The sequence below is a fragment of the Novosphingobium sp. HII-3 genome (genome assembly GCF_002916655.1).
In the GTDB taxonomy this organism is placed as follows: domain Bacteria; phylum Pseudomonadota; class Alphaproteobacteria; order Sphingomonadales; family Sphingomonadaceae; genus Novosphingobium; species Novosphingobium panipatense.
Genome location: NZ_PPSM01000014.1, coordinates 21,994 through 34,723, shown reverse-complemented (window position 1 = coordinate 34,723; position 12,730 = coordinate 21,994). Strand labels below are relative to the sequence as shown.

Here is a 12,730-nt window from a genome sequence, read left to right as displayed (position 1 = left end):
GTTGATCACGCGCCGTTCACGGCGGCATCGCCATGTACGGCTTCCGTCGCGCCGTGAGCGGGGCGGAGCTGCGATCCCTCATCCGCGCCCAGCACGGATTCCGTGATGGAATACGGCAGCGGCAGCGGCTTCTCGATTGCCGAGACAATCGGGATGATGATGAGGAAGTGGGCGAAGTAGTACAGCGAGGCCAGCTGGCTGAGCATCACGTAGGGCTCTTCGGCAGGAGCGCCGCCGCAGTAGAACAGCACTGCCATCGCCGGGATGAGACCGAACAGGAAGAACTTCTTGTAGAGCGGACGGTAATTGCCCGATCGTACCGGCGACTTGTCGAGCCAGGGGAGGAAGAACCACACCAGGATGGCGCCGAACATGGCGAGGACGCCCATCAGCTTGGCCGGAATGAAGAAGAAGTCCTGCGTGAAGGCGCGAAGGATCGCGTAGAACGGCCAGAAGTACCATTCGGGCACGATGTGCGCCGGCGTGCTCATGGGGTTGGCCGGAATGTAGTTGTCCGGGTGACCCAGGGTGTTCGGAAGGTAGAACACCATGATCGAGAACAGGATCGCGAACACGCCGATGAACCAGCCGTCCTTCGCCACGAAGTACGGGTAGAACGGCACCGTGTCGCTGCTGCTTTTCACCTCAACGCCGGTCGGGTTGGAAGACCCCGGGATGTGAAGCGCCCAGATGTGCAGGATCACGACGCCCAGGATCACGAAAGGCAGCAGGTAGTGCAGCGAGAAGAAGCGGTTGAGTGCCGCGTTGTCCGGTGCGAAGCCACCCAGCAGCCACTGCTGCAGCGGCTCGCCCACGAAGGGGATGGCGCCGAACAGGCCGGTGATCACCTTCGCGCCCCAGAAGCTCATCTGGCCCCAGGGAAGAACGTAGCCCATGAAAGCGGTGGCCATCATCAGCAGGAAGATGACGACGCCCAGCAGCCACACCATTTCACGCGGCGCCTTGTACGAACCGTAGAAGAAGCCGCGGAAGATGTGGATGTAGATGACGACGAAGAAGGCCGAGGCGCCGTTTGCGTGCGCATAGCGCATCAGCCAGCCCCAGTTCACATCACGTACGGTCTGTTCGATCGTGTCGAACGCCACGGCTGTGTTGGCTGCATAGTGCATGGCCATGACAATGCCGGTGACGATCTGGATGATGAGGCAGAGCCCCGCAAGGAACCCGAAGTTCCACATATAGTTGAGGTTGCGCGGCACCTCGTAGCCGCCGCCCACCGCGTTGTACACGAGGCGGGGGATAGGCAGCTTTTCGTCCACCCACTTCATGAAGGGATGGCTGGGGGTATATTCCTGTGCCCAGGGAAAGCTCATGTCAGTGATCCTCTCTCTAGGGCTCAGCCGATCTTGACGACAGTGTCGGAAGTGAACGCGTACTCCGGAACCTCGAGGTTCGTGGGCGCGGGTCCCTTGCGGATGCGGGCGGCGGTATCATAGGACGAGCCGTGGCAGGGGCAGAAGTAGCCGCCGAACTCGCCCTTGACTTCACCCTCGCCGGCGCCGAGCGGCACGCAGCCGAGGTGAGTGCAGACGCCCATGGTGATGAGCCAGTTCTCCTTGCCCTCCTTGGTCCGCTCCGCCAGCGTCTGGGGATCACGAAGGGACGAGGCGTCGACCGCGTTGGCTTCCTCGATCTCCTTGGGCGTCAGGTTGCGCACAAAGACGGGCTGCTTGCGGAAGATCGCCTTGATGGCCTGGCCGGGCTGGATCGCGGAAATGTCGACTTCGGTGGAGGAAGCCGCCAGAACGTCCGCCGATGCCGACATCTGGCTTACGAGCGGGATGACGATCCCGACGCCAGCGACACCCGCGGCGCTAACTGCGGCGATGTTGATGAAATCGCGCCGCCTTACGCCCTCTGTTTCTGCCATGTTTGCCCTTGCCTTGCTTTCGACAACCCACACTGCCGGGGGACCGACAGGAGGCCATCAGACCAACGGTATCCTGGTATCCCCCTTGACGGTTCGAAGCCCGGGCAAAGCCCGCTCCTCTCCCGACTTTGCGGGCCTGATATACGTGAAACCCGGCCGTGCCAACCGTGTTTTTGGTGAAGGCAAGCCACTGTAATGGCACTGATCAACTTGGACTCTACTGTCGCAGTACGACGCCGACTTGCCCGCGACTTCCCGTTCCGGCGTTCCTAAAGGTCAGGAAGACCGATCAGCGAGATCTGCCTGCCATAGGCTTCCTCCCCCCGATGCGTGGCGCGGCGGAACGAATAGAACCGGTCCGGCTGGCTGTACGTGTCAAGCCCCAGCCCTTCGCAGTGGCCGAGACCGGCCGCATGCAGCCGCGCCAGAACGTAACCCTGCAAATCGAACTGGTAATGCTCCGTTCGTCCCGCCTTGAAAAAGGCTGCATTCCCCAGGTCAGCTTCAAGAAACCGCTGGCGAAAAGCCTCATCCACTTCGTAGGACGACTGGGCTATACAAGGCCCTACCGCCGCGACGATACCTTCGCGCGTGGCGCCCAGCGCTTCCATTGCGGCGATCGTTGCGTCGGTCACGCCCTCTACCGCACCCCGCCAGCCTGCGTGGGCGGCGCCGATGACGCCGGCCTCGCGGTCGGCGAGGAGGACAGGAGCGCAGTCGGCCGTGAGGATGCCGAGCACGGCACCGGGCTGGTTCGTGACGATGGCATCGGCCCTCGGCCTCTCGTCCTCCGGCCAGGGCGCGCCCGCCAGGGTCACGCAGTCTGCCGAATGGACCTGGTAGACAGTCGAGAGGCGCCCACCGGGGAGAACGGCCTCGACCGCGATCGCACGGTTGCGCTCGACCACGGCAGGATCCTCCCCCGAGCCGCGGCCGACGTTCAGCCCGGCCACCATGCCTTCGCTCACCCCTCCGCGGCGACCGAGGAAGCCGTGCGGCAGCCCTTCGAGAAGGTGCGCGCTGTTGACTTCGACTGCCTCAGCCAAGGGACTTGGATACCTGTTCACGCACATCGCGCGAAAGGCCCGGAAGAGCCGCGATGCGTTCCAGTTCCTCGCGCATGATCCCGGCCCGCCCGGGCTCGACGCGGCGCCACCGGCCAAGCGCCGGCACGAAGCGTGCCGCCGTCTGCGCATTGATCGGGTCCAGACGGCGGATGAGATCGCCGATCATCCGATACCCCGCGCCGCTCTCGTGATGGAAGGCGTTGGGGTTGGTCGTGGCGGTCATGTAGAGCGCCCGCACGCGATTGGGATTGGTGATCGTGAAGTCGGGCCGTTGGGCAAGGACAGCGATATGATCGAGGACGTTGGGCACGAGGGCACCGGCCTGGAGCGAGAACCACTTGTCTATAACCAGCGCGTTCTGCCCGTAGCGCGCGCGGAAGTCCGCCAAGGCCTGCTCGCGCTCCGGCCCTTCGAGATCGACGAGCACCTTCAGGGCGCCCTGGCGGTCCGTCATGTTGTCGGCCGCGTTGTACTGGGCAAAGGCGCGCCGCCCGCCTTCGGCCGGATCTCCCGCGGCGATGAGCACGAGCGCCTGCGTCTTGATCTTGCGCGCGCCCCGCGCGGCGGCATCGCGTGAGTAGGGCACCGCCAGGGCGCGATCGTGCAGGGCCTTGAGGGGTTCCGCGAGGTGAGCGCCCAGCCACCGCTTGAGCGCCTGCCGCTCCTTGTGGACGACGCCCGGATCGGAGACCGGCAACTGCTCGGCCAGATAGGCCTCGGACGGCAGGATCATCAGCTCGCCCCGCATGAGGTCATCGAGGGCGGGGTCCTCGATAACCGAACCGAGCGCCTGGCTTATGGCCGCACGTCCCGCTTCGCGCGCACGTTCGTCAAGAGTGCCGCTGATGGCCGCAACGAGGTGCTGCACCACAAGCTGCTGAAGCGCCTCGTAACGGGCGAACGGGTCGTCGTCATGTGCGGCCAGAAACACGAGGTCATCCGTCGCGCGCGGGTACTGAATGGCGACCGGAGCGGAAAAGCCGCGGTTTATCGACAGCACGGGCGCTGCCGGGAAGCCGTCGAACGTGAAGGTGTCACGCTCCTTGTCCAACACGATGAGCTTCTCGCCCCCATGCCTGCCGGTGTGGCGATCGAACAGGGCAAGGCGCAGCGGGATCGGCATCGGCTGCTTGTCGGGCTGGCCCGGGGTTGGCGGCACGGTCTGCGAGAGCGCCAGCACCGCCTGCTCCCCTTGCTGTGTCAGCTCCACCGCGACCTGCGGCGTGCCGGCCTGCGAATACCACAGCCGGAACTGCGTGAGATCGAGCCCGGTGCCGTCCTCCATCGCCTTGATGAAGTCCTCGCAGGTGGCCGCCTCGCCGTCATGCCGTTCGAAGTAGAGATCGGTACCCTTCCGGAAACGCTCCTCACCGGCCATGGTCCGCATCATGCGGATCACCTCGGCGCCCTTGTTGTAGATCGTCGTGGTGTAGAAGTTGCTGATCTCCTGGTAGGTGTCCGGTCTGATGGGGTGTGCCAGAGGCCCGGAATCTTCGGAGAACTGGGCGCCGCGAAGGACACGCACATCCTCGATGCGCTTGACGGCGGCGCTGCCCATGTCCGCGCTGAACATCTGGTCGCGCAGAACCGTGAAGCCTTCCTTGAGACTGAGCTGGAACCAGTCCCGGCATGTCACGCGGTTGCCCGACCAGTTGTGGAAGTACTCGTGCCCGATCACGCCCTCCACCGCATCGTAATCGGCGTCGGTGGCGGTTTCGGGGTCTGCAAGGACGTAGCGGGTATTGAAGACGTTGAGGCCCTTGTTCTCCATCGCGCCCATGTTGAAGTCGGAGACGGCGACGATGTTGAACAGGTCGAGGTCGTACTCGCGGCCGAAGACCTCCTCGTCCCACTTCATCGAGTTGATGAGCGATTGCATCGCATGTTCGGTACGGGCTTCGTCACCGGGCCGGACCCAGATGTTGAGATCCACCTTGCGCCCACTCATGGTCTCGAACGTCGCGTGGTTAGCCACCAGGTCTCCCGCCACCAGTGCGAAGAGGTAGCCGGGCTTGGGCCAGGGATCGTGCCATTCGGCCCAGTGCATGCCGTTCTCGCCAGGTCCGCTCGCCATGCAGTTGCCGTTGGCGAGGAGGATCGGGAACTCCGCTTTGTTCCCGCTCATGCGCACCGTGTAGGTGGAGAGCACGTCGGGCCGGTCCGGGAAGAAGGTGATGCGGCGGAAACCTTCCGCCTCGCACTGGGTGCAGAGCATGCCGTTCGACGCGTAAAGGCCCATCAGCTGGCTATTGGCGGCGGGGTTGAGAGCGGTTTCGATCTCCACGACATGCCGTTCCCCGCTCAGTTCCACCAGCAGGTCAGGCCCGTCCAGCCGCCAGTCGTTGACGTCGTGCCCGTCCACCCGGACGGCGAGGGGCGCGATCTGGTCGCCGTTAAGGCGCAACGTCGTCCCGCCCTTCCCGGCGGTGTTGCGCATGACCGAAAGACGCGCGGTGACATGCGTCGCATCAAGGCCCAGCTTGAAGTCGAGAGCGACTTCGGGGATCAGCCAGGCTGGCGGCACGTAATCCTCACGGCGGATCACAGGTGGTGGGGCGATCCCTGCGAGAGCGGCGTCATCGGTGGGTTCGGCGGGTCTGCTGGCGATGTCCATCCCCGTTACTTAGAGGCTCGACGGACGATTGCCAGCGGGAGCCGCTCAGGTTTTCCCTGTTCCGGCTCGACGTCCATCGGCCGAAGAGCTACCGCAGAGGCATGCCTCGCCTGTTCATCTTCGGTCTCGGCTATGCCGCCGGCTTCGTCGCACGGCTGTTCGAAGCCCAGGGCTGGGAAGTTATCTCCACCGGCAAGGACGGCACCCTGTCGTTCGATGATGAAAGCAGCGTACGCCTCGCGCTCGCCGATACGCACCACGTCCTGTCCTCCGTTCCACCGGGCCGCGAGGGGCGCGGTGAGCCGCTTGATCCCGTGCTCGAGGCTTATGGGGCGCAGCTGGACGGCAAGCCGCTTTCCTATCTCTCGTCGACCGGCGTCTATGGCGACACGGGCGGCGCATGGGTCGACGAGAGCGCGCCTGTCGGCACCGGCCGCCGCGCGGCGCGTGCTGAAGCGGACGCCATGTGGCTCGCGCGCGAAGCAAGGGTGTACCGGCTTCCCGGCATCTACGGGCCCGGTCGATCGGTACTGGACCGGGTGAAGGAGGGCCGCGCGCACAGGATCGCGCTTCCCGGGCAAGTCTTCAGCCGCGTCCATGTCGATGACATCGCAGCCGGTGTCTGGCGTGGCATCGGCGCACCGGGCGGCGCGTACAATCTTGCCGACGATCTCCCCTGCTCGCAGAACCGTGTGGTGGAGGAAGCATGCCGGCTGCTGCGAATCGCTCCGCCACCGCTGCAATCCGTCGACGCCGCCGGCCTCTCACCGATGGCCCGCGCGTTCTACTCCGAGAACCGACGCGTGGCCAACGGCAGGGCGCGGCGGGTGCTGGGATGGCGCCCCGTGTTCCCCACTTACGTCGAGGGCTTGCGGGCGCTCAACGCCACGACCAGCCCGGCCATCGCCAGCAGCGCGCCGCCGATGGCGAGTGGGGACCAGCGGTAACCCTCGACGAGGGTGGAGATGACCATCGCCACCACGACGACCACCACCCCGTTGTAGGCCGCCCGTCCGGCGCCGAGCTGGCGGATGAGGTTGTAGTAGAGCGGGAAGGTTACGACCGAACCGAAGATCGCGAGATAGGCGGTGCCCAGCCAGTACGCTGCGCTTGTCGGCAACACGGGCGGACCGGAGGTGACGAGGCCAAGGGCGGCGTTGCACAGCGTGCCGTAGAGCATCGACCAGGCGAGAAGGCTCACCATGGGCACACGGCGCCCCACCTCGTTGGCCTGTATGACGTTCGAAACCGACGCGCACAGCATCGCGATCAGGGCAAAGGCCACGCCCAGTACGACCTTGCCGCCCGCCGGTGCGACACGCGATTCGTGCAGCAGCAGAAGGCCGATGCCGAGGATCGCAATTGTGCTGCCCAGTGCGAAGCGCGGCTGGATGGGCTGCTTGAGCAGCAGCCGCGCCAGCACGGCATTGGGCACCAGCAGGAGCGCAATCATCAGCGCGACGATGCCCGATGTCAGGTGCAGCTCTGCCCGGTAGACGAAGTTGTAATTGCCGCAGAACTGCGTCAGGCCGACAAGGAAGGCCAGCCCGTGCCCGCTGCGGCCAAGGCTGAGCGGCTTGCGCATGGCCATGGCCACGACGAACATCGCGGGCGTGGCCAGCGCAAAGCGCCAGGTCACGGACCAGCTTGCCGGAACATCCCCGATCTGCCCGGTGATTACCCACCAGGTCGAACCCCAGATCAGGGCCACCAGCAGGAACGGCAGGGCCACGGCCGGGCGCAGCATCGACGGCGAATCCGTGTGCGTGCTCATAGTCCGGCAAGTGCCCGCGACAGGGCGCTGACATGCTCGTCCCGCGCGTCCCACGCGGTGACGAGCCGTGCCGCATCGGCTCCCCAGTCGTAGAAGGCGAAGCCTTGCGCCCGCAGCGCCTCGCGTTCGGCGGCCGTGCAGGCGAAGAAGACCTCGTTTGCCTCTACGGGATGCAGCAGGCGCTCGGGCGCGGCGGCGGCCAGCACAGCGGCGGCTGCATTGGCGGCGCGCGCGTTTTCCAGCCACAGGTCGCCTTCGATCATGGCGAGGATCTGCGCGGCGAGAAAACGGCCTTTCGACTGCAGGTGCCCGGCCCGCTTGCGGCGATAGCGGACGGCCTTCGCCGCCTCGCCATCGAAGAACACGATCGCTTCAGCGCCGAGGCCGCCGTTCTTGACGAAGCCGAAGCTCAGCGCATCGATATCACCGGCCGCTTCCGAGGCAGAGCAGCCGAGATAGGCCACGGCGTTGGCGAACCGCGCACCGTCCATGTGAAGACCGAGACCTCGGCCCCGGGCGAAGGCGGCGATGGCGGCAACTTCCTCCGGTCGATAGACGCAGCCATATTCGCTCGCCTGGGTGATCGAGATGGCGTGCGGCTGGACCTGGTGAACATCGTCGCGAATCGGATCGACCACGGCGGCGAGCGTCCGCGGCGTGACCTTGGCGTCGTCACCGTCGGCCAGGAGCAGCTTCGCACCATGGAGATAGAACCCCGGAGCCCCCGCCTCATCCATCTCGATATGCGCTTCCCGGTGGCAGACAACCGCACCGTGCGGCGCCACCAGCGCCGAAAGCGCAAGGCAGTTGGCTGCGGTGCCCGTGGCGACCCAGAGCACGGCGCATTCCCGCCCGAACAGGGCGGAGAAGGTCTCGTCCAGATGCCGGCTCAGACGGTCGCCATCGTAAGGCGCGTCGGCGGCATCAGCGGCCATCATGGCTTTCCACACGGCCGGATGAACGGCGGCGGCATTGTCGGAGGTGAACTGCATGTCCATATGCCCTGAAAGCCCGCGCGAACCGCGTCAAGCATCAACGAGGAGAACCGCATCATGGTCGGCGTAACCATCACCAGGCATGAGACCGGCGCAACCGGCGAGTACCACGCGCACATCGCCGACAGCGATCATATCGGGCGGCTCACCTGGTCCGAACGCAACGGCGTGCGCTATGCCGAGCATACCCTCGTACCGCCGCCGATCGGGGGCCGGGGCGTGGCGATGCGGCTGGTCGAGGCGATGGTGGCCGATGCGCGGGAGAACGACTTCCGGATCGCTCCCGTGTGCAGCTACGTGGAGGTGGCGTTCCGGCGTCATCCCGAATGGTCCGACGTCCGCGCCTGAAAGGGCGCTGACCGGGCGCCCGAACGCCTCTTCAGTTCCATCCGCTCTGCAGGAAACGGCTCGCCAGTCCTGCAAGGAATGCGGAGCCGCGCGGCAGGACGCGCTCGTCGATCATCATCTTCGTGGAGTGGATGCCGCAGCACTGACGCCAGTCCGCGCCTTCCTGGCTAGCCCCGAGGAAGAACATGGCGCCCGGCACTTTTTCAAGCACATAGGCGAAATCCTCCGCCCCCATGATGGGATCGGCGAGACGCAGGAACGCCTCGCCTCCCAGGACTTCGCCGGCAACCTGCTCACCGAAGTCCACCGCCCGGGGATCGCACAGGGTGACGGGAAAGCCCTGCATGATCTCCGTTTCGGCCGTCAGCCCGTGAGCACCTGCGATACCGGCGGCCAGAAGCTGCAGTTCGTCCCGGAGACGTGAGCGGTTGAGCGGCGACAGGGTGCGCATGGTGCCAGTGAGATGCGCGCTGTCGGGTATCACGTTGTGCGCGGTGCCCGCCTCGATCTTCGCGATGGTGACGACAACGGGATCGAAGACGCTGAAGCGTCTGGCCACCATCGTCTGGATGGCGCCCACGATCTCGCACGCGACCGGCACGGGATCGCGCGTGTCATGCGGCATCGATGCATGCCCTCCGCGGCCGGTAACCGTGATCCGGATCTGGTCCGCAGCGGCCATCAATGGCCCCGCCCGGCCGGTGACCACGCCATGCGGCGCGTTCGGCATGATGTGCAGCGCGAAAGCGGCGTCAGGCAGCGGCCGCGCGGCACTCTCGCCGCCCAGCAGACCATCTTCCAGCATGAACCGGGCGCCGTGGTAACCTTCCTCGCCCGGTTGGAACATGAAGCGGACCTCGCCGGCGATGTCCGGCGCCCGCGCCGCCAGAAGCTCCGCGGCGCCCACCAGCATGGCAACGTGCGTGTCGTGCCCGCAGGCGTGCATCAGGCCCGGCACCTTGGATGCGAAATCGAGCCCCGTCTCCTCCGGCATCGGCAGCGCATCCATGTCGCCGCGCAGGAGGACGCAACGACCGCTTCCCCGACCGCCCTTCAGCGTGGCGACAAGGCCTGTCGTGGAGGGGCCCTCCGCCCATTCGAGGGGAAGATGGTCAAGTGCGGCCCGGATCTTGTCCCGCGTTCGGGGGGTATGCAGCCCGATCTCGGGCTCGGCATGAATCGCCCGCCGGAGCGCGACGATACGGTCGGACAGGGCGGCGGCATCAGCTGCAAGGGAGACGGTCATTCCGTCATGATAGCCATGGCCGTCCCCCTGTCGAGCCGGGTCACTCGGCCGGAGGCAAATCCCCCTCGTCGGCGAGGCCGACCGAAATCCTGCCTGCCTCCACCTGCTTGAGCGTGCGCCAGGCCATGATGCCCATCGCAAGGTAGGACACGGCCCCGGCCACGGCCACGGCCCAGGCCGCGCCGCTCGGCCCGATGGGGATGAACTGCCACAGGCCCACGCCCAGCGCCGCGAGCGCGATGAGCCGCGCGACGAGCGAATGGCGTGCCCGCCCGGTTGAATGCAGCACCGGCTCGAAGGCGACGCTTGCGAGATCGAAGCTTGCGGCGATGGCCAGCGGGATCAGGATCGAGCTACCGCTTTCGAAGTCATCGCCGCCGATCATGGCGAGCAGCGTCTCGCCTGCAAGCATGGCGATCACCACCACCACGACCCCCGCAGCCCCTGCGATCATGCTGGTCTGCATGGCCAGCTTGCGGAACTCTTCGGCCTTGGAAGCAACGCGCACGCGGGCGACTTCAGCATAAACGGAGCGGGTGAGCAGAGTGGAAAGTTTGCTGAGCGCCTGCGAGATCTGGGAGGCGAGGCGGTAAAGGCCCGCAGCCCGCGTCCCCACCCAGCCGCCGACAACCAGCAACGGCCCGTTCTTCATCGCGGCATCGATGGTCGACCCGCCGTAGGTGATGAGGAAGAAGCGCGTCACGCCCGGGTTCTCGTGGATCGCCTGGCGCCATTTCGCGAGGTTGGAGAACCGCAGCGCATCGGGGGCCAGCCGCCGGGCCATGATCCAGTAGAGGATGGCCTCGAGAATATCGATCAGCGCCCAGGCTGCGAGGAACCGCCCGACGCTCGGTCCGGTCAGCCAGATCACCAGCGCGGCAAGAAGCCGGCCACTCGGCACGATCGCCTCTACGTAGACGGCCATGTCGAAGCGGTTGAGCGCCCGCACCAGCCCGGTAGGCGCCGAAACCAGCGCCCATAGCGAACCGACGCAGTACCAGAAGGCGATGTCCACGAAGTCGGGGTTGAGATCGAGGACATGGGCGAAGCCATAGATCAGCACTGCCGCAAGGACGCTGCCCAGCACGGCGCCCAGCGCGTCCAGCATGCCGCACAGCATGCCCAGCCGGCCGAACTTGCCCCATTCCCCATTGTGAACGTGCTCCGACCCGTAGCGCACCACGACGCGCCAGGTCTGAAAGCTCGCAAGCGCGGTCAGCGCCTGCGCGGTGCCGAAGATGAGCGAAAAGTGGCCGAAATCCTTCAGGCCCAGCGTTCGCGTCAGGATGGCAAGATATGCGAGACCACAGATTGCACCGAAGCCCTTGCCGCCGAGCAGCCAGGCCGTGTTCTGGAGAATCCGCCTCAACGGAGATGCGTTCTCCTGGCGGTTACGTTTGGCGGACATTGGCTCGCATTTGAACGAGGGTGCTCTCAGTTGCAAGTGTGTCCCTTGCCGTTTGTGCCTGTGCTCTTGTGCCTAACGCGCGCACGCTCACCCGCAGCGCGCTTTCCCTTTTGGCGCGCAGAGGGTAAGCGCGCGCTTCCCTTTCTCTCCACAATGAAGCCGGATCATGATCGAACACGCCATACTTCTCAGCGCCGGGCAGGGCTCGCGCCTTCTGCCCCTGACGGCCGAGCGTCCCAAGTGCATGATCGACTTTTCCGGCCGATCGCTGATCGAATGGCAGATCGAGATGCTGGCCCGCGGCGGCGTGAAGCGGATCGACGTCGTCACCGGCTTCATGACCGACATGCTCGAAGAGCACCTCAACGCCATTCACGATCCGCGCGTGGAGATCACCGTCAGGTTCAACCCGTTCTTCAAGGTCGCGGACAATCTCGGTTCATGCTGGATCGCGCGTGAAGCCATGCGCGGGGATTTCCTGATCCTCAACGGCGACACGCTGGTGTCCGAAGACATCGTGCAGGTCGTCCAGCAGGGCGCCACCGGTCCTGACGGCAAGCCCTGGCCGATCACCGTGACGGTGGACGTGAAGGCGGAGGGCTACGACAGCGACGACATGAAGGTGGAACGCACGTCCGCCGGCCGCCTCGTTCATATCGGCAAGACGCTGACCGCCGCGCAGTCGAATGCCGAATCAATCGGCTTTCTCGCCTTCCGGGGCGAAGGGGCAGACCTGTTCCGGGAGACCGTCCGCCAGGCGATGCGCACGCCCGAGGGCGTACAGCACTGGTACCTGAAGGTGATCGATTCCATTGCGCCCTCCGAAAAGGTGGGCACGGTTTCGATCGAGGGGCTGGACTGGGCCGAAGTCGACTTTCTCAACGACATCGAAATCGCCACCAGACTGACCGACACGTGGTGATCGGACGCCCCGGCAAAGCCGGGGCGCTTCTCCTCAGGCGAAGTGGCCTTTCAGCCAGGCGACCAGCGCTTCGAGATCCGCATCGTCGGGCGTAACCGCCTGCCCCAGGTCCGGGACTTTCGGCCAGCCATGGTCGGTGAAGGTACGCCCCTTCCACTCCCGTGCGCCCTCGTAACGGGGAATGACGTGGAAATGGACGTGCGGGTCCACCATCATCAGCATCAGGTAATTGAGCCTGGCGTAACCCACCGCAAGGCCGAGAGCGCGCTCGATGGCGGTCGTGGCAGCCTTCAGCTCGGCGTGCGCTTCAGCCGGCAGATCACCGAACGCCGTCGCCTCGCTGCGCGCCGCGAGCACGAGGGAGCCCAGCGTCGGCTGCGCCGGGCGGGCCAGAACCACCCAATGCGGGAATTCGGCAACCGCCGTTTGCGGCCAGCCGAACTTTTCCCAGGTTGCGTTCATCGC

12 protein-coding genes are annotated in these 12,730 nt (G+C 65.7%); 3 read left to right on the top strand and 9 right to left on the bottom strand.

The window, feature by feature from the left end; genetic code table 11:
• Positions 1–5: 5 nt before the first annotated feature.
• The 4 genes from C2R25_RS03945 to pepN all read right to left on the bottom strand — a co-directional run bounded on the left by C2R25_RS03945 (position 6) and on the right by pepN (position 5,572).
• A complete protein-coding gene (locus C2R25_RS03945; RefSeq protein WP_103727945.1) occupies positions 6–1,334 on the bottom strand; it encodes a cytochrome b/b6 in 1,329 nt (442 codons plus the stop codon).
• Positions 1,335–1,357: 23 nt separating this feature from the next.
• A complete protein-coding gene (petA, locus tag C2R25_RS03940) occupies positions 1,358–1,891 on the bottom strand; it encodes a ubiquinol-cytochrome c reductase iron-sulfur subunit (protein WP_103727944.1) in 534 nt (177 codons plus the stop codon).
• Between the two features lie 269 nt (positions 1,892–2,160).
• The gene (pgeF, locus tag C2R25_RS03935; protein WP_233203752.1) at positions 2,161–2,937 is read right to left on the bottom strand and encodes a peptidoglycan editing factor PgeF; all 777 of its coding nucleotides are present in this window, start codon (positions 2,935–2,937) and stop codon (positions 2,161–2,163) included.
• Entirely contained in the window at positions 2,930–5,572 is a 2,643-nt protein-coding gene (gene pepN, locus C2R25_RS03930) for an aminopeptidase N (protein ID WP_103727943.1), read from the bottom strand. Before pepN ends, pgeF begins: the two co-directional genes overlap by 8 nt.
• Before the next feature lie 101 nt (positions 5,573–5,673).
• Here pepN and C2R25_RS03925 point away from each other — a divergent pair, with 101 nt between their 5' ends.
• On the top strand, positions 5,674–6,519 hold the full coding sequence (locus C2R25_RS03925; RefSeq protein ID WP_103727942.1) for an NAD(P)-dependent oxidoreductase: 846 nt from the start codon (positions 5,674–5,676) through the stop codon (positions 6,517–6,519).
• Here C2R25_RS03925 and C2R25_RS03920 read toward each other — a convergent pair.
• Both C2R25_RS03920 and C2R25_RS03915 read right to left on the bottom strand, forming a co-directional pair.
• Positions 6,429–7,346, bottom strand: coding sequence for a DMT family transporter (locus tag C2R25_RS03920; RefSeq protein ID WP_103727941.1), 918 nt, complete (start codon positions 7,344–7,346; stop codon positions 6,429–6,431). The genes C2R25_RS03925 and C2R25_RS03920 overlap by 91 nt on opposite strands.
• Positions 7,343–8,338, bottom strand: coding sequence for a low specificity L-threonine aldolase (locus C2R25_RS03915; RefSeq protein WP_103728558.1), 996 nt, complete (start codon positions 8,336–8,338; stop codon positions 7,343–7,345). Before C2R25_RS03915 ends, C2R25_RS03920 begins: the two co-directional genes overlap by 4 nt.
• A 60-nt stretch (positions 8,339–8,398) precedes the next feature.
• Here C2R25_RS03915 and C2R25_RS03910 point away from each other — a divergent pair, with 60 nt between their 5' ends.
• Positions 8,399–8,689, top strand: coding sequence for a GNAT family N-acetyltransferase (locus tag C2R25_RS03910; RefSeq protein ID WP_103727940.1), 291 nt, complete (start codon positions 8,399–8,401; stop codon positions 8,687–8,689).
• 31 nt (positions 8,690–8,720) lie between these two features.
• Here C2R25_RS03910 and C2R25_RS03905 read toward each other — a convergent pair whose 3' ends face one another.
• Together C2R25_RS03905 and C2R25_RS03900 are read right to left on the bottom strand one after the other, a co-directional pair.
• On the bottom strand, positions 8,721–9,935 hold the full coding sequence (locus C2R25_RS03905; RefSeq protein ID WP_103727939.1) for a M20 family metallopeptidase: 1,215 nt from the start codon (positions 9,933–9,935) through the stop codon (positions 8,721–8,723).
• Positions 9,936–9,975: 40 nt separating this feature from the next.
• A complete protein-coding gene (locus C2R25_RS03900; RefSeq protein WP_103727938.1) occupies positions 9,976–11,343 on the bottom strand; it encodes a lipopolysaccharide biosynthesis protein in 1,368 nt (455 codons plus the stop codon).
• A 166-nt stretch (positions 11,344–11,509) separates the two neighbouring features.
• On the opposite strand from C2R25_RS03900, the gene C2R25_RS03895 reads away from it, so the two are divergent.
• Positions 11,510–12,265: a sugar phosphate nucleotidyltransferase gene (locus C2R25_RS03895; protein WP_103727937.1), complete on the top strand. Its 756-nt coding sequence runs from the start codon at positions 11,510–11,512 to the stop codon at positions 12,263–12,265.
• 33 nt (positions 12,266–12,298) lie between these two features.
• On the opposite strand, the gene C2R25_RS03890 is transcribed toward C2R25_RS03895, so the two are convergent.
• The gene (locus C2R25_RS03890; RefSeq protein WP_103727936.1) at positions 12,299–12,727 is read right to left on the bottom strand and encodes an HIT family protein; all 429 of its coding nucleotides are present in this window, start codon (positions 12,725–12,727) and stop codon (positions 12,299–12,301) included.
• Between the last annotated feature and the right edge of the window lie 3 nt (positions 12,728–12,730).

Excerpts from the sequence above, each read along its gene's own strand:
- C2R25_RS03915 (WP_103728558.1), bottom strand. The coding sequence starts at position 8,338 with ATGCAGTTCACCTCCGACAATGCCGCCGCCGTTCATCCGGCCGTGTGG.
- pepN (WP_103727943.1), bottom strand. The coding sequence starts at position 5,572 with ATGGACATCGCCAGCAGACCCGCCGAACCCACCGATGACGCCGCTCTC.
- C2R25_RS03920 (WP_103727941.1), bottom strand. The coding sequence starts at position 7,346 with ATGAGCACGCACACGGATTCGCCGTCGATGCTGCGCCCGGCCGTGGCC.
- C2R25_RS03925 (WP_103727942.1), top strand. The coding sequence starts at position 5,674 with ATGCCTCGCCTGTTCATCTTCGGTCTCGGCTATGCCGCCGGCTTCGTC.
- C2R25_RS03890 (WP_103727936.1), bottom strand. The coding sequence starts at position 12,727 with ATGAACGCAACCTGGGAAAAGTTCGGCTGGCCGCAAACGGCGGTTGCC.
- petA (WP_103727944.1), bottom strand. The coding sequence starts at position 1,891 with ATGGCAGAAACAGAGGGCGTAAGGCGGCGCGATTTCATCAACATCGCC.
- C2R25_RS03900 (WP_103727938.1), bottom strand. The coding sequence starts at position 11,343 with ATGTCCGCCAAACGTAACCGCCAGGAGAACGCATCTCCGTTGAGGCGG.
- C2R25_RS03945 (WP_103727945.1), bottom strand. The coding sequence starts at position 1,334 with ATGAGCTTTCCCTGGGCACAGGAATATACCCCCAGCCATCCCTTCATG.
- C2R25_RS03895 (WP_103727937.1), top strand. The coding sequence starts at position 11,510 with ATGATCGAACACGCCATACTTCTCAGCGCCGGGCAGGGCTCGCGCCTT.
- C2R25_RS03910 (WP_103727940.1), top strand. The coding sequence starts at position 8,399 with ATGGTCGGCGTAACCATCACCAGGCATGAGACCGGCGCAACCGGCGAG.
- C2R25_RS03905 (WP_103727939.1), bottom strand. The coding sequence starts at position 9,935 with ATGACCGTCTCCCTTGCAGCTGATGCCGCCGCCCTGTCCGACCGTATC.